This is a genomic window from Actinoplanes couchii (assembly GCF_016862075.1).
GTDB lineage: Bacteria > Actinomycetota > Actinomycetes > Mycobacteriales > Micromonosporaceae > Actinoplanes > Actinoplanes couchii.
In genome coordinates, this window is sequence record NZ_BOMG01000082.1 from 78722 (window position 1) to 94807 (window position 16086).

At 70.7% G+C, this 16086-nt stretch carries 13 protein-coding genes; 7 read left to right on the top strand and 6 right to left on the bottom strand.

The genetic code is table 11. The features are described from left to right. Positions 1-12: 12 nt before the first annotated feature. Positions 13-489 carry a hypothetical protein gene (locus tag Aco03nite_RS32885; protein ID WP_203801905.1) on the bottom strand — a complete coding sequence of 159 codons (477 nt, stop codon included), beginning with the start codon at positions 487-489 and terminating at the stop codon, positions 13-15. A 133-nt stretch (positions 490-622) separates the two neighbouring features. On the opposite strand from Aco03nite_RS32885, the gene Aco03nite_RS32890 reads away from it, so the two are divergent. Then, entirely contained in the window at positions 623-2695 is a 2073-nt protein-coding gene (locus Aco03nite_RS32890; RefSeq protein WP_203801907.1) for a tetratricopeptide repeat-containing protein, read from the top strand. Between the two features lie 157 nt (positions 2696-2852). After that, the gene (locus Aco03nite_RS32895; RefSeq protein ID WP_203801911.1) at positions 2853-3410 is read left to right on the top strand and encodes a hypothetical protein; all 558 of its coding nucleotides are present in this window, start codon (positions 2853-2855) and stop codon (positions 3408-3410) included. A 110-nt stretch (positions 3411-3520) separates the two neighbouring features. Here Aco03nite_RS32895 and Aco03nite_RS32900 read toward each other — a convergent pair whose 3' ends face one another. The 3 genes from Aco03nite_RS32900 to Aco03nite_RS32910 all read right to left on the bottom strand — a co-directional run bounded on the left by Aco03nite_RS32900 (position 3521) and on the right by Aco03nite_RS32910 (position 6503). Beyond that, positions 3521-4186: a biliverdin-producing heme oxygenase gene (locus Aco03nite_RS32900; protein WP_203801914.1), complete on the bottom strand. Its 666-nt coding sequence runs from the start codon at positions 4184-4186 to the stop codon at positions 3521-3523. A 67-nt stretch (positions 4187-4253) separates the two neighbouring features. After that, positions 4254-5246 carry a WxL protein peptidoglycan domain-containing protein gene (locus Aco03nite_RS32905; RefSeq protein ID WP_203801915.1) on the bottom strand — a complete coding sequence of 331 codons (993 nt, stop codon included), beginning with the start codon at positions 5244-5246 and terminating at the stop codon, positions 4254-4256. Between the two features lie 75 nt (positions 5247-5321). Further along, a complete protein-coding gene (locus Aco03nite_RS32910) occupies positions 5322-6503 on the bottom strand; it encodes an HtaA domain-containing protein (protein ID WP_239145637.1) in 1182 nt (393 codons plus the stop codon). 132 nt (positions 6504-6635) lie between these two features. Between Aco03nite_RS32910 and Aco03nite_RS32915 the strand changes: the two genes are divergently transcribed. From Aco03nite_RS32915 to Aco03nite_RS32930, 4 genes are read left to right on the top strand one after another with little or no spacing between them, the layout of a single operon-like run. Further along, on the top strand, positions 6636-7433 hold the full coding sequence (locus Aco03nite_RS32915) for a hypothetical protein (protein WP_203801917.1): 798 nt from the start codon (positions 6636-6638) through the stop codon (positions 7431-7433). Then, positions 7430-8455, top strand: coding sequence for a heme/hemin ABC transporter substrate-binding protein (locus Aco03nite_RS32920; protein WP_203801923.1), 1026 nt, complete (start codon positions 7430-7432; stop codon positions 8453-8455). Before Aco03nite_RS32915 ends, Aco03nite_RS32920 begins: the two co-directional genes overlap by 4 nt. Continuing rightward, complete coding sequence (locus Aco03nite_RS32925; RefSeq protein WP_203801925.1) at positions 8449-9489, top strand: FecCD family ABC transporter permease; 1041 nt, start codon at positions 8449-8451, stop codon at positions 9487-9489. The genes Aco03nite_RS32920 and Aco03nite_RS32925 overlap by 7 nt, the downstream gene beginning before the upstream one ends. Continuing rightward, the gene (locus tag Aco03nite_RS32930) at positions 9486-10241 is read left to right on the top strand and encodes a heme ABC transporter ATP-binding protein (RefSeq protein WP_203801927.1); all 756 of its coding nucleotides are present in this window, start codon (positions 9486-9488) and stop codon (positions 10239-10241) included. Before Aco03nite_RS32925 ends, Aco03nite_RS32930 begins: the two co-directional genes overlap by 4 nt. Here the strand turns inward: Aco03nite_RS32930 and Aco03nite_RS32935 are convergent. Further along, on the bottom strand, positions 10147-12402 hold the full coding sequence (locus tag Aco03nite_RS32935; protein WP_203801929.1) for a DEAD/DEAH box helicase family protein: 2256 nt from the start codon (positions 12400-12402) through the stop codon (positions 10147-10149). The genes Aco03nite_RS32930 and Aco03nite_RS32935 overlap by 95 nt on opposite strands. 3 nt (positions 12403-12405) lie before the next feature. Further along, entirely contained in the window at positions 12406-14223 is a 1818-nt protein-coding gene (locus Aco03nite_RS32940; RefSeq protein WP_203801930.1) for a site-specific DNA-methyltransferase, read from the bottom strand. 260 nt (positions 14224-14483) lie between these two features. Here Aco03nite_RS32940 and Aco03nite_RS32945 point away from each other — a divergent pair, with 260 nt between their 5' ends. Further along, on the top strand, positions 14484-16073 hold the full coding sequence (locus Aco03nite_RS32945; protein ID WP_203801931.1) for a hypothetical protein: 1590 nt from the start codon (positions 14484-14486) through the stop codon (positions 16071-16073). Positions 16074-16086: the final 13 nt, after the last annotated feature.

Consider the following 16086-nt stretch of genomic DNA (forward strand, 5'->3'; position numbering starts at 1 on the left):
CTCAGTTGATCGTCAGCCTCCCGAGGTGCCGCCTCCGGAGATCGAGCCGCCGCCGGTGCTGCCTCGGCCGACCACATTGGTCTTGACGGTGCCGTTGGTGACCCGGCCGGTGGCCGGCAGCTTGAACGCCTTCCGGCTGGCCTTGTCGCCAGGAGGGAAGTAGTCGCCGTCGTACAGGCGCTCCCCGGGGCCGAGTCCGCGCTGGTAGCTCGACGAGTGCCAGAGGAAGAAGAGCCCGCCGGCGCTGGTGTCGTCGTCGCAGTTCTCCGCCTCGACGATCTCCCCGTCCTCGTCGGCGCAGTAGAAGACCTCGTCCGTGTCCTCCTCCACCGGTTCCTCGTCCACGTACTCCTCGTCGTCGGGAACCTCGTAGACCTCGCCGGGCCCGGTGTAGAACGTCTCCTCGTCCTGCGGGGCGTCACAGGCGGCGGTTCCTCCGGCGGCGAGCGCGATGAAGGTGGCCGTCAATACGACGCGTCGCGAATTCATCCGTCGGATGGTCATGAAGTGAAGGCTAGGACACGTCTGCCAGGGAGTTTCCTGACAACTGTGACAGAACCCAGCCCATCGGGACGGTGCGGCAGCGAAGCGATCAGTGGGACTACTGGGTATGTTCCTGCGCGTGTTCATCGGACGCGACGCCGAACTCCGGGCCCTGCACACCGCGCTCACCGAGAGCCGGGTGTGTGTGCCCGCCGGTCCACCCGGTGCCGGGAAGACGGCGTTCGCGACCGCGTACGTGACCCGGTCCGGCGCCGGATACCGCGGCATCTGGCGGGTCAGCCTGGCCGGCAGCAGCGCCGACCCGGACGAGATGGTCGCCACCTTCGCCGCCGGGCTGCGGGCCCAGATGGCGCTCGGGCCGGCCGGTGACCCGATCGCCGAGTTCGCCGAGCGGGTGGTCGCGGAGACCGGGCCGAGCCTGCTGATCGTCGACGACATCCCGGGTGGGCTCGACGACGACCTGATCGGGCGGCTCACCGTCCCGGCGGCCGGCCGGCGCCTGCGGACCGTCCTGCTCACCAACCGGGACGTGTCCGGCCTGGCGGTGCCGACCGTCGACATCGGACCACTGGGTCTCGAGGAGTCCGCCGAGATTCTCCGCGGGCACCGGGACGGCACCGTGGACGAGGCCGTCGAGCTGGCCGAACGGCTCGGCGGGCACGCCTTCGCGGTCCGCCTGGCCGGGCTCGCGCTGCGGGACCGGGCCGGGTACGCCAAGCTGATCGAGCGGATCGACGGCAACCCGGTCGCGATGCTGCTCCGGGACCGCCTGGACGCGCTCAGCGAGCCGGCCTGCCGCCTGCTGCGGGTCGCCTCGCTCACCTCGCCGGCCGCTCTCCCGCCCGGCCTGATCCGGCTGTTCATGGGCGCCGCCGCCGAGGAGGCCGCCGACGAACTGGCCCGGAACCTGTTCGCCACCCGGATCGACGGCACCTGGCACGTGCACTCGCTGGCCCGCGACGTGGCCCGGCGGTACCTGCCGGCGATCGACTGGACCCGGCTGGCCCGCCAGTTCGCCGACGCGGTGCTCGACCACCCGTGGTCCGACCCGATCGAATCGTTCCTGGTCGCCCGGCACGCGGCCCGGCTGGCCGGCCGCCCGGACCTGCCCGGGGCGATCGTCGACCGGCTGCACCGGCGGGTCGTCGCGCACGGGTCGATGACCCTGCCGCACCACCGTGAGCTGGCCGAACAGAACTTCGACGACCCGGTCGTGCTCATTGAGGCGGCCCGGCACCTGCGCGACGCCGGGGAGCTGGGCGAGGCCCGGGACTGCGCCGACCGCGCGGTGCCGCTCGCCACCGACCCGGCCCTGCGGCACCGGGCCCGGCTGCTGCTCGCCGAGACGATCGAGGAACTGGGCGGCGACACCACCCGGGCGGACGCCCTGTGGACCATCCTGACCTCGGAGGGCGACACCGGCACCGCCATCGCCCGGCTGCGGGCCCGGCGGCTGCGCGGTGAGCACGAACAGGCCCGGACCGGGCTGACCGAGCTGATCGAACGGCTGGGGCCCGGCTCGGCGGCGTTCCTGCCGGTGCAGGAGGCGCAACGGGAACTGGCCCGGGCCGAGATCGACGCCGGACTCGAAGCGGCCGCCCGGCGCCGGCTGGTCCGGGTGATCGCCGACCACCTGAGCTGGCACCAGGACGATCACCCCGGCGTCGTCGAGGCGATCCGGATGCTGGCCGCCGCCGACCTGGCCCTGCCGCTCACCGAGCCGAAGAACGACCGGGCCGTCTGGGAGGAGACCGCTCGCGAGCTGCGGCGTCTCCGCGGTCGATTCGCCACCGGGCACGGGCCGCGACACCTGGCGACCCTGACCCTGGCGGTGGTCCATGCCGAGGCGCTGGTCGCCTGGGGGCGGCCCGACGAGGCGGTTCAAGAGCTTGCCGCGGTACGCGAGGACGTGCGCGACCGGTTCACCCGCGACCAGCCGATCCGGTTCCGGGCCGAGCTGCTGTTCGGGTGGGCCACCGGCGGGGACGAGCACTTCGAGGACGCGTACCGGGGCGCCCGTGCGGTTCTCGGTGAGACACATCCGCAGACGCTGCGTGCCGAGCTGAGCCTCGGTGTGGCCCTGAAGCCGGTCAACCGGTCCCGGGCCGCCCGCCACATCCTGCGGGTCCTCCGGCACTCCCCGGGCGCCTTCCTGCCCGGCCAGCACTGGCCGAAGACCCGCCGCCGCTGACGATTTCCGTCCGTCAGCACATCACGAAGGTTCGATGTGTTCCGCCCTGTCGGTATCGAGATCACCGCCACCGGGGCACCGATGCACCGTAACCATTCGTGATAATCGCTGGACCGTCCGGTGTGGCGGGTGTGTCGGGGCAGTGGAAGGGGACTGTGTGGTGGCGGCATTGGCGGATGTCCGGCGGCGAGCTGGACTGACGGCGCTCTATCTGGGGATCTTCGCGACCGTCTGGCTGAGTGTGCCGGCGGCCGAACCCCCGCTGGGGGTGCTCCTGGTGGTCGCCAGCATCGCCGCCCTGATCACCGCGGTGGCCGGGGGCGTGTTGGTGTTCCGGGCCCGCGCCGACGGCCCGGTGCTGCGGGACGCCGCCGCGGACCGCCGATACCTGGTGATCTTCGCGGCCGAGCTGGCGACGGCCGGGTTCGGCGCGATGCTGCTGGCCGTGACGCACCGGTCCGAGTACATCCCGGTCCTGGTCGGCGCGATCGTCGGGGTGCACTTCTGGCCGCTCGCGCCGGTGCTGAAGGACCCGGCGCTGCGGGTGCTGGCGGTGCTCGTCGTGCTGGCCGCGCTGACCGGCCTGATCACCGGCCTGGTCTCCACGATCCCGGCCGGCCAGGTGGTCGGCGCCGGCATCGGTGTCCTGCTGCTCGGTTACGGCCTGGGCGCCCTGATCCGCGGCGCCCTGACCTGGCGTGTGTCACCCGCCTGACGCCTGTCCTCGAGCCCCGGAAGTGATGATGTCCGGCCGGAGGGCAGCTCCGGCCGGACATCACGTAGGGCGCCCGGCCGGCGGGCAGGGCCGGCCGGGCGGGTTGTGGGTCAGGCCGCGGGGGCCAGATCCTCGGGGGTTTCCGGGAAGAGAGCGCCCAGCTCGACGAAGACGTCGCCGTTGAAGCGGAAGGCCAGCTGCGCCTCCGCGACCAGTGCGGCCGCCTGCTCCTCGGGCAGGTCGAGGGCGTCCAGCTTCGCCCGGTAATCGATCTTGTAAGCGCGCGCGTCCGGGATCTGCTCGAACCGGTAGAACGACGTGCCGGCGTCACCGAGGCCGTACACCGTGGACAGCTTGCGGCCGATCATCTGGCCACCGCTGAGGTCGCCGAGGTAGCGCACGTAGTGGTGGGCGATGAAGTGCACCGGCGAGGTGGCGGCCAGGTCGCGCAGCCGGGTGGCGTACGCCCGGGTGGAGTCCAGGACCGGGGCGGCCGACTCCCAGTCCGCACCGTAGAGGTGGGCGAGGTCCGCCTCCAGCGCCGGAACGCGGGTGAGGGCCGGGTCGGCGAAGACCGCGGCGAGCCCGTCGTCGGCGCGCATCCGTTCGGCGGCGCCCTCGAGTTCGCGATAGACCGCGAGGTATTGAGCGGTGAGCGCGGCGAAACCGGGCAGCGGCACCGATCCGCTCATCAGCCGGGAGATGAAGCCACGCGTCTCGGCCTCACGGTGCTCGACCATGGTGGCCCGGCGGACCCGGGTGGAGAAGTCGGTCATGTCGGCTCATCCTTCCTGATCATCGAGGTGGTGGGGCGGCACGACGACGATGTCGTTCTGATCATCCTCATGAAGCGGGTGCCGGGTCCAGACCCAGCGCCTCGGTCTTCTTCCGCCGCCGGGAGATCCGACTGCGGACAAAACGGAAGGCGAGGTACAACACGGCTGCGGCCAGCAGTCCGACCAGGGCCCAGGGCCAGGCCCAGACCGCGGTGCCACGGGTGACCGCCGGGAGTTTCTGTTCGAAGTTGGCCGGCTCGACGGTGACCTCGGCGTTGAGGCGTACGGTCGGCTGCACTCCGGTGATCTTCTCGGTCACCGTCACCGAGCCGCCGGGCAGCAGCTCGGGGATCTCCATCAGCTCGGTCCGGGCCAGTTCCCAGCCGAGCGGGCCGGTGACCCGGACCGCGCCGGTGCCGTTGAGCCGCAGGTTCCCGGTGTTGCGGACGAGGTAGCGGACGGTCATCTCGCCGCCGTCCGCCGGGTTCGCCGACTGGACGTACTCCAGCCGTACCGTATCGATCTTGAGGGTGGGCGCGACCGCACCGGCGACGGTGAGATAGACGCGAGCCGCGACCCGGCGATCCACCAGCACCTTCTGCCCGGAGGGGTCGACCATCTCCTCGGCGATCGAGGCGATCACTCCGCCCGCGTGGTCGCCGGGGGTGGCGTCGACCGGGACGGAGACGGCGAACGGGACGTCGAGCCGGGTGTTGGGCTCGACGGTGAACTGGTTGGCGCCCAGTTCGATCCACGAGCCCACGTCGGTGGGTTTGTCCGCGGCCGGGAGCAGCGCGAACGACCCGTCCTCGGTGTTGTACGCGTCGGTGCCGTAGACCTTGAAGGTCAGCGGCCGGGTGGTCAGGTTGGTGATGCCGACGTAGTCGGTGAGCCGCTCTCCGGGAGCCGCCCGCCGGATGATGAAGTCACGCCCGTCCGGCCCCTTCGCACTCGACGGCTGGACGGACCAGCGCACGTCGGAGTTGCTCGGGGCGGCCTGTGCCGGGACCGGTATCAGGATCAGCAGAAGAACCGCGGCCAGAAGGCCTCGGACGGTCATGTCGCTCCTTACGATGGTGCGGGCCGGCCCGGGGAATGTTGCGGATTCCCCGGGCCGGTTCCCCACCCGAGTGGATCAGGCGAGCGTCAGAGTGAGCACGGCGCTGTACTCACCAGCCGCGCTGGACTCGGGGATACCGAGGTTCAGGGCCGCGCCACAGGTCGCGCTGCCGAGGCTGCTACCGGTCTCGGCGCTGCACAGGGTGCGGCTGGTGCCGAGGCCGGAACCGGGAGCGATCGGGCCGCCCGGGGTGACCGCGTTCTTCACACCGTTCGCCGCGACCAGGGTGGTGCCGGCGACCTGCGCGGTCGGGGCCCAGCCGAGGTTGGCGGCCGGGATGCTGCCGCCACCGGTCGAGGTGAAGTCGGTGACCTGACCGACCAGGTCCCAACCGGAGTTGGTGCCCCGCAGGTCGCTGACCGTCACCGCGTTGAGCGAGCCGGACGCGGTCTGGCCGGGGGTGGCCGCCGCGAGCGACACCGCGGTGCCGGCCGACGTCAGGGTCAGGGCGCCGCCGGAGACGGCCGCCTTGATGGTCTGCGCGGCCGAACCGTTGCCGGTTCCGGTGCCCGGGTCCGTCGGATCGGTGGGATCCGTCGGGTCCGTGGGGTCGGTCGGGTCGGTGGGCTCGTTCGGCTCGGTCGCCGAGGCCGAGGCCGAGGCGGTGACCGGGTCCAGGGCGGTACCGGCCGAGTAGAAGCCGGCGAACGCCGAGGCGCCGGACGCGGTGAGCGTCGCCGCCAGGTTGTTGAACGAGATGTCCCCACCGGTCACCGTCGGCGCGGTGGTCACCAGGGTGGCGATCTCGGCCTGGTCCAGGTGCTGGTTCGTGGTGCCGCCGTTGGCGACCAGGTCCACGTCGGCCTTGAGCGAACCGGTGCCGTCGCCGTCCACGACCACTGTCGGGTTGGCCACGGTGATCTCGAACATGTGCGCCGGGTACGAGAAGACGACCGTGCCGCCGTAGCTGACAGTTGCGGTGCCAGCTGAGGCGTCGTAGGTGCCTCCCATCGCCGGGAAGTCGAACGTGCCGTCCGTGTTGCGGGTGGCGCCGTTCAGAGTGGCGATCGGCGGGGTGCCGTTACCGGTGCCCACGTAGGCCCGGAACGAGGCCTTGAAGCCCCAGTCCAGGCTGCCGCCGGCGACGGTGACCGAGGCGGCCTGTGCCGGTGAGATGCCGAACAGCGCGGTGGAGGCGCCGAGGGCGATGGCGCTCGCGAACAGAGCAGTCCGATGCGAGCCCTTCAGTTTGCCCACGCTTTTTCCTTCCATGAGCTTCGAAGTCCGAAGAGGGCAGTGACCCGCGAGTGCGGGTTCGGTTAGGGTAGCCTCACCTAATCCCCATGATCAATCAAGGTCATAGGGGAAGCGTGTGAGATGGAGGACTCGATGCGCGTCGGGTCGCGAGTGGCGGCTGCCGCTCTGGCGCTGCTCATCGTCGCTGTGACCGGGTCGCCGGCATCAGCCGCTGGACGCCTTACGGCTTCCAAGACCAAAAAACTCGACCGGAGCGGCGAGACGGTCACGGTAACCGGTAGCGGATACGACGAGACGAAGGGCATCTACGTCGCGTTCTGCCTGGACAACGGGGCCGGCGTGCTGCCCTCGCCGTGCGGTGGCGGTGCGGACATGTCGGGCAGCTCGGGCGCCTCGGTGTGGATCTCGTCGAACCCACCGTCCTATGCGGAAGGCCTGACCAAGCCGTACGGCCGCAACGGGTCATTCCGGGTGTCGATCCGGGTCAGCCAGATGATCGGCGACGTCGACTGCGCCGTCCGGGCCTGCGCCATCGTCACCCGCAACGACCACACCCGGACCGCCGACCGGTCCCAGGACAAGCGCATCCCGGTCCGCTTCGCCGCACCGTCCACTGTGACCAATCCCACGCCGAATCCGGCGGTGGGTGTCACCCGGAATCCCGCGCAGAGCGGCACCACGAAGGCCACCACGAGCGGCAAGGCGTCCCCGGTCGGCCCGCCCACCGGCAAGCTGGCCACCGCCGCGCCCTCGACCGCCGCCACCGCCGCCGCGCTCGCCGCCGCCGAGCCCGCGCTGAACCGCACCAGCAGCGCCACCCCGCTCGGCCACTGGTGGTCCATCGGCGGCGCGTTCCTGGTCGGCATCCTGGTGGCCGGCCTCGTCGGACGGATCCGCCGGTCCAAGACCAAGCAGGAGACCAAGGCATGATCCGCCGTACGACAGTCCTGGCTCTCGCCGCGTCCCTGCTGCTCACCGGCGGCTGCACCACGGTCAGTGAGGTCGGCCCGGAGGACGGGGCCGCGGCCGCCGCCTCGAACTGCGGCGCCACCACGGCGAAACTGGCTGAGGAGGACGTCGACCCGCTCGACCCGAAACCCACCCCGAAGCTGCCGGTGACGGTGAAGTCCGCCGACAAACGGGACGTGACGGTGCGGTCGGCGGATCGGATCCTGGCCGTCAACCTCTACGGCTCGCTCGCCGAGATCGTCTTCAGCCTCGGGCTCGGCGACCGGGTGATCGGCCGGGACACCTCGACGGCGTTCCCGGCCGCGGCGAAACTCCCGCTGGTCACGCCGCAGGGACACGACCTGTCCGCGGAGGCGATCCTGAAGCTGAACCCGACGGTGCTGATCGCCGACGACAGCATCGGCCCGGCCACCGTGCTCCAGCAGATCCGCGACGCCGGGATCCCGGTCGTGATCGTCGACGACACCCAGACGCTGGAGGCCATCCCCGGGCACATCCGCGCGGTGGCCGGTGCGCTCGGGGTCACCGAGGCCGGGGAACGCCTGGTCACCCGGGTGCAGTCGGAGATAGACACGGCCCGGAAGTCGGCGCCGAAGGAGGGCACGCCGCCGCGGATCGCGTTCCTCTACGTGCGCGGCACCGCGGGTGTCTACCTGATCGGCGGTGCGGGCGCCGGATCCGACGCGATGATCGAGGCGATCGGGGCCGTCGACGCGGGCACCGAGGCGGGGCTCACGAAGTTCCGGCCGCTGACCAGCGAAGGCCTGATCAACGCGGCACCGGACGTGATCCTGGTGATGACCGAGGGGCTCAACTCGGTCGGCGGGGTGGACGGGCTGCTGAAACTGCCCGGCGTCGCGCAGACCCCGGCCGGGGTGAACAAGCGCGTCGTCGACATGGAGGACGGTGTGCTGCTGAACTTCGGGGCACGCACCGGCAAGGCCGTGGAAGCGCTGGCCGGGGCGGTCTACGCGTCGTGCTGAAGGCGTACGCCAAGCCGGGGTTGATCGTCGGGTTGGCTCTGGCTCTGACCGCTGTCTGCCTGGTCGCGGCCGGGAAGGGGCAGGTGCCGATCTCGCCGGCCGAGGTCGCCGGGTCGGTGCTGCACCGGCTCGGGCTGGACATCGGGCCACTGCCGTCCGCGGTGCAGGGCGAGAACGCGCTGTGGCTGGTCCGGTTCCCCCGGGTGGTCCTCGCGGTGATCGTCGGCGCGGCGCTGGGCTGTGCCGGAGCCCTGATGCAGGGGGTGTTCGGCAACCCGCTGGCCGAACCGGGCGTGGTCGGCGTCTCGTCCGGCGCCGCGGTCGGCGCCGCCGCGGCCATCGTCACCGGCGCGACGGTCGCCGGGATCTGGACCACCGCGGCGGCCGCCTTCGCCGGGGGCATCGTGACCACCCTGATCGTCTACGCGATGTCCCGGGCCCAGGGCCGCACCGAGGTGGTCACCCTGGTGCTGACCGGGGTCGCGGTGAACGCGACAGCCGGCGCCCTGCTCGGCCTGCTGATGTTCATGACCGACGACGACGGGGTGCGGGCCATCGCGTTCTGGCAGCTCGGCAGCCTGGCCCAGGCCACCTGGGGCGCGGTCGCGGTGGCCGGGCCGTGCGCGGCCGCCGGGCTGATCGTGGCCGGGATCATCGCCCGCCGCCTCGACCTGCTGGCCCTCGGCGAACGCCCGGCCCGGCACCTGGGCGTCGACACCGAACGACTGCGGATCACCGCGATCGTGGTGACCGCGCTGCTCACCGCGTCGGCGGTGGCGTTCACCGGGATCATCAGCTTCGTCGGCCTGGTGGTGCCGCACCTGATCCGGATGGCCGTCGGCCCCGGGCACCGGGTGCTGATCCCGGCGAGCGCGCTGGGCGGGGCGGTGGTCGTGGTGACAGGTGATCTGATCGCCCGGACCGCGATCGAGTACCAGGAACTGCCGCTCGGCGTGCTGACCGCGGTGGTCGGCGGGCCGGCGTTCTTCTGGCTGCTGCGGCGCACCCGGGCACGGGCGGGAGGCTGGGGATGAGGGCTGTCGATGTGTCGGTGAGCCTCGGCGGGCGCCGGGTGGTCGACGGCGTCGATCTGCGCGTCGACCCGGGCGAGGTGGTCGCCCTGGTCGGCCCGAACGGCGCCGGCAAGTCCAGCCTGCTCGCCGCGCTCGCCGGGGATCTCGCGTTCGCCGGGCGGATCGAGATCGGCGAACGCCCGCTGGGCGACTGGAGACCGGTGGAACTCGCCCGGCGGCGTGCCGTGCTGCCGCAGAAGGCCGCCCTGTCCTTTCCGTTCACCGTCGGTGAGGTCGTCCGGATGGGGCGGGCGCCGTGGCACGGGCGGCCGGAGAGCGCCGACGACGAGGACGCCGTGGTCGAGGCGATGCGGCAGACCGAGACGACCGGGTTCGCGGCCCGGCCGTTCCCGGCGCTGTCCGGTGGCGAACAGGCGCGGGTGGCGCTGGCCCGGGTGCTGGCGCAGCGCACGCCGGTGCTGCTGCTCGACGAGCCGACCGCCGCGCTGGACCTGCGGCACCAGGAGCTGGTGCTGCGGACCGTCCGGGAACGATCGGTCGCGGGCGCCGCGGTCGTGGTGGTGCTGCACGATCTGGGACTGGCCGCGGCCTACGCCGATCGGGTCTATGTGCTGGCGGCGGGCCGGGTCCGGGCTGAGGGGCCGCCTCGGGAGATCTTCACGGCCGAGCTGCTCGGGGATGTCTATCAGCATGAGGTGGACGTTTTCGATCACCCGCGGACCGGTGCGCCGATGGTAGTACCGAGACGCTGAACTCGACGCCGTCGAGAGCCTCGGCCCAGCGGCGGGCGCACGCGATCCGGGCCGGGTCGTCGGCACCGGCGGTCACCACGACACGGTCGGTGCAGACGATCAGCCAGCCGGGGTGGTGGTCGCCGAGCGGGGTCGGGATGGTGAAGTCGCCGGGGAGCCGCGCGTAGACCAGGACGTCGGCGCGGGATTCCAGCTCCTGGGCGAACGCTGTGCCGGCGTAGTCGTAGACGTGTTTGTGCAGGCGCGGGCCGGGGCTGCTGACGGTCAGGCGGCCGAAGGCGAGTTTCTGCTCGTCCAGCGCCTGGTAGGTCACGGTGTCGGTGATCAGGCTCGACTTCCGCTGGGTGATCAGGTCGGCGGCCATTGTCAGGAAGTGGTCGGGGTTTTTCCGGTACTGGGCGAAGGTTTTCGCTCGGATGCTGGTCAGGATTCGGCTGATGGTGTGGCGGGTCAGATGGGTGCGGTCGGTCAGTTCGCCGATCAGGTCGAGCGCTTTGACCGACTTGTCCGGAAATATCGTGACCTGGCTGCCGCGCTGCACCGCGAGTCGCGCTGACTCCACCACCAACTCGGCGTCCAGCGTGGCGACGCAATCCTGCACGAGCCGAGCGGAATCGAACGCGACCCGGTAGACGACCCGGCGGCCGATCCGGGACAGGGCTTCTTGAAAGTCGTACCGGCGGAAATTGGCATTCAAGGGAATTTTGGTCCGTTGTCGACCGTCGATCACCTCGCCGGTCCACGACTCCCGCTGCAAACCTTCGACAAAACTTGCGTACGACTCGTCGGTCACCACCGTCAACTCGTTGATCTCGTGCACGGTGGCCGGATCGTCGAGCCGCTCGCCGTGCTGATCCACCGCGAGCCGCAGCCCCCGCCCGATCTCCTGCCGCCGCGAGATCCCCACGTCACCGCGTTTGAGCAGGCCCATCACGAAGACGTTCGGATTGTCCCAGCCCTCCCGCAACGCCGAGTGCGAGAAGACGAAACGAACCGGCTCGTCCAGCGAAAGAAGCCGCTCCCGATCGCGCAGGATCAGGTCGTAGGCGTCCACATCGGAGGCGTGCCCGTCGACCTGCCGCCCGGTGCGCCGATCGATCGCGAAGTAGCCCTGGTGGGTCCGTTCGACCGGGATGGTGTCGAGATACCGGCGGTACGCCCCGTCCGGCTCGGCCGAGGTCAGCGCGCTGTACTCGGCGGTGAAGATCCGGGCGTACTCCCCGAGCTGGTCCGGCCGGGAGTAGTCGCGGTACCGCCGCACCTGGTCGATGAAGAGCAGCGACAGCACCTTGACACCCCGGCCGTGCAGTTCGCGTTCCTTCTCCAGGTGGGCGCGGATCACCTCACGGATCTGCAGTCGTCGTTTCGCCGGGCCGTCCGCGCCGTCGATCCCGATCACCGCGATCCGTTTGACCAGCTTCTCCCGGTACGCCTCGGCGGCGTCCAGCCGGTGCACCAGGTCGTGCCGGACCCGGTGGGTGGCCGAGTAGCGCAGCACCATCAGCGGCCCGAACCGGCTCAGCGACTCCAGCGAGCGTGCCGATCCGATCCGTTGCGGCTCGTCCACCACCACGACCGGCCGGGCCGCGCTGATCACGTCGATCGGGCGGCGGGACTGGAAGCCGTCGAGTTCCTCGTAGATGCGGCGGTTCCGGCGGGCGGCCGAGTTGAACGCCTGCAAGTTGATGATCATGACCTGGACGCCGGATCCGGTCCGGAACCGTTCCAACTCGTGCAAGGCCGAGGAGTCGTAGGTGAAACAACGCGGGCGGGTGCCGTACAGCTGATGGAAGTGGTCGGCAGTGACCTGGAACGTCTTGCGCACCCCTTCCCGGATCGCCACCCCGGGGACCACCACGATGAACCGGGACCAGCCGTACCGCCGGTGCAGTTCCATGATCGTCCGGATGTAGACGTAGGTCTTGCCGGTACCGGTCTCCATCTCGACGTCCAGATTCGGGACGTCGTCGCAGGTCAGAGTCGAAGACCGGGAGAGCCCGGCCCGCTCCTGCACGGCCCGGACGTTGGCCAGCAGCCGTGCCCCGGTCAGCTCGATCGGCGCGTTGCCCGGCCCGGTGTGCCGGGGCTGCCCGGCGAAGCAGTCCGCCACCGCGGTCACCGCCTCGGTCTGGAACTCCTGCACCTTGAACCGCAGCCGCACCGGTCAGACGGCTCTCACGTCGGTGGCCGGCGACAGCGCGGCGAAGATCTGCTCGGCGTTGACCCGGGCCGCGTCGTCGGCGAACGCCGAATCCCGGAAGACCGCCCGGACCGGGCGGCGCTCGGCGATCGCCCGCACCACGGCCGGGTCGACCCGGTCGTCGAAACAGGCGATCAGTTCCCCGGCACCGACCACGAAAGAACTCGACAGCCGGGTGATCGGCAGACCGGGATCGAGGCCGACGGTGAGCAGGGTTTCGAACAGCAGATCCTCGGCGTCGCGGTCGGCCCGCACCCGATCCACCTGATCAACCAGGGCGTCCTGCCGGAGCTCGTCCGGATCCACCCGAAGATCCATGAAGTTCGAGGAGTCGAGCCGGAGCACCCGGAAGCCGCCCGGCACGCCGGCGGAGATCACATTCCGCACCCGGGTCAGCCCGATCTCGAAGATCGACGACAGTCCGCTCTCGGCGACCGGCAACGGCTCCGGGATCTGCACGCTGATGAACCGCCGATTGCCACCGTCCGCCTGGTTCTGGGCGAGCACCGCGTGCGCCGTGGTCGCGCTGCCGGCGAAGAAGTCCAGCACGATGTCGCCGTCCCCGGGCCGCCCGGCCAGCTGCAGGATCCGCTGCACCAGCTCGACCGGTTTGACCGAGTTGAGGACGTTCGCGGTGTTCTCGAACGGCACGTACCGCAGCAGGGTGCGCTTGGCGTCCTGGGTGTGCCCGACCTCGTCGTACGTCCAGAGGGTCTGCGGGGTGCGCCCGGCCGACACCTCGGACAGGAAGCGTTTCACCGCCGGCGCGTTGTCCCCGCCGGCGCCCCACCAGATCCGGTCGTCGTCGTTCAGCTCGTCGAACCGCTGCCGGGAGATCCGCCAGTAGCTGCCGCGCGGCGGCCCGTCGATGACCCGCCCGGACGGGGTGGTGATCGGGTAGACCCCGGCGTCGTACCGGTTACGGGCCGACATGTTCTCGGCCTTCCACGGGCCGCGCGGGTCGCCGTCCGGGTTCCGGTACCGCGCCTCCATCGCCTCGGTGCGGGCCAGCGGGCGCGGTTGCCAGCGCTCCCGGTTCCGGGCGAAGACCACGATGTAGTCGTGATCCTCGGAGAACCAGCGGGCCGAGTTCTTCGGGGCGTACACCTTCTGCCAGATGATCTGGGCGACGAAGTTCTGTTCGCCGAAGATCTCCGCGCAGATCTTGCGCAGGTTGTCGACCTCGTGATCGTCGATCGAGACGAAGACGACCCCGTCGTCGGTGAGCAGGTCGCGGGCCAGGGCGAGCCGCGGGTACATCATGCTCAGCCAGCGGGAATGGAACCGGCCGCCGGATTCCGGATTCGCCACCCCGTCGGCCTGCCCGGAACCGGCCAGATAACCGGCCCGGGTCTGCGTGAAATCGTCGTCGTAGATGAAATCGTTTCCGGTGTTGTACGGCGGATCGATGTAGATCACCTTGATCCGCCCAAGAAACGATTCCTGGAGCAGTTTCAGCACGTCGAGGTTGTCACCCTCGATGAGCAGATTGCCGGCCGTGTCGAAATCCACCGACTCGGCGCGTGACGGCCGCAGGGTTCCGGTCGCCGGCTCCCGGGCCGCCCGCTGCGCCACCCGCCGGCCCGGCCAGTCGAGCCGGTACCGCTCCGGCGCGCCGTCCGTCACGTAGCCGTCGAGACGCTCTCTGAGCAGGTCGAAGTCGATGGCCCGGGTCAGATTGCCGGCCGCGTCGGTGACCTCGGTGACGGCCGCCGGGAACAGGTCGGCGAGCCGGTCGACATCACGTGCCGCCGGGTCGGTGGCGCTGGTCAGCTTCTCCACGGCCGTCCTCGGTTTCCATGGAACCCGTACCCTACCCGGCAAAACCGTCTTTCCTGCGTCTGAAAACCCCTAAAAACAATTTTTCGGTACGCCAATCGACGGTTCCGCTCCGACCGCGCGAGGTCCGCGCGGCCCCGGACCGCAGCGCGTCCGCCGGGCCGGATGCGGTGGTTACGGAAAGACCCTCATCCATGGCATGATTCGTACGTGAGGACGTGACCGACCCGTCCCACACCACTCCACACCACGGGGACAGGTGGATGCTCTCTTTGCCTCGGGCCACGCTCGCCGCGTCGGCCCTGATCCCGGCGATCCTGCTCGGCACCACCGGGCCGGCGGTCGCCGCCACCAACACGCTCTCGATCACCGCGGTCAACCGCTCCGGCGCCAAGGTCGCGGTCACCGCCACTGTGGTCAGCCTCGCCACCAGCCAGGAGTACCGGGTCCGCACCGGCACGAAACGGAAGCTGCCGAAGGGCAACTACGCGGTCCTCGCCTCGATCGGCAGCCTGAACACCTCGACCACCCTCGGCGGCAAGACGGTCAAGGTGTCCGGCGCCTCGAAACTGACCATCGACGCCCGCCACGGCAAGCTGGTCCGGCTGGGCCTGAGCCCGGCCGTGTCCGGTCTGGAGTCGACAGTCGACGCCGAGATCTGCAGCAACACCGGCGGCGGCGCGGACTCCGAGGTCCAGTCGTGGGGTGACGCCACCCGGCCGCTCTACGTCATCCCGACCGCGTCGAAGAAGATCGCCTTCGCGGCCATGGGCACGTGGACCGACCGCTCGGGCAGCACCGACGCCTACGCGACGCTGTACCGGACCACCGGGGTGCCGAGCACGCCGAGCCGGACCTTCGCCCGTTCCAAGCTCGCCACCATGACCGTCGACTCACGGCGCGGGCCGGCCGGGACCAACTACAGCGACGTCGCGGTCCAGCCCACCCACCAGGGCTGCGGCAGCTATCTGTACGGCAGCCTGGCGAACACCGACCGCCCCACCACCACGAAGATCCACCTCTCGCCCGGCCGATGGGACATCCGCGGTGACCTGTCCGCGGGTGCGAAGAACGGCCAGACCTGGGCCATCGGCGGCTACACCACGACGCGCACCGTCGCGGCCGGCAAGTCCTACTTCGTCCGCTACTTCGGCGCGGCCTGGGGCCCCGGCTTCCACGTGCCGATGACGTACCAGGGCCGGATCAGCTACCCCCTCGACGACATGTTCACCGACCCCGCCTTCAGCGGGCTGAACGGCAACTACGGCGGCGCCGCCGGGGACAAGTCGAAGGCGACCCTGAAGTTCGGCGGCAAGGTCGTCAAGACCGCCTACGACAAGGGCTTCGGGCAGGACGGGCCGTCGCTGGAGTACAAGGTGAAGAAGGCCGGCTGGTACACGCTGACCAACTCCGCGCAGCGGTACTACCCGGAGATCACCTTCCCGAAGGGCATGCTCTCCACCGCGTCGACGGTCACCTACCGCTTCCACGCCAAGCCGAACACCAGCGTGCTGTCCCCGGTGAGCGCGGTCCAGCAGGTGCCGGCCGGCCTGAACGGTTACAACCACGCCAAGGCCGGCAGCAGCACGAACGTCGCGCTCCGGATCAACCGCCACCTGCTCTGGGGCGACGTCAAGAAGGGCGCCGCGCCCAAGTTGAAGTCGCTGACCACGAAGGCGTCCTTCGACGGCGGCAAGACCTGGAAGACGGCGCCGGTCAAGAAGATCGGCGGAGTCTGGACCGCGGTCGTCAAGAACCCCGGGTCCGGTGCGGTCTCGTTGCGCACCCGGGCGACCTACACCAACACCGGCTACACCGAGGTGACCGTCTACCGCGCCTACGGCATCGGCTGACGTCCCGTCACCG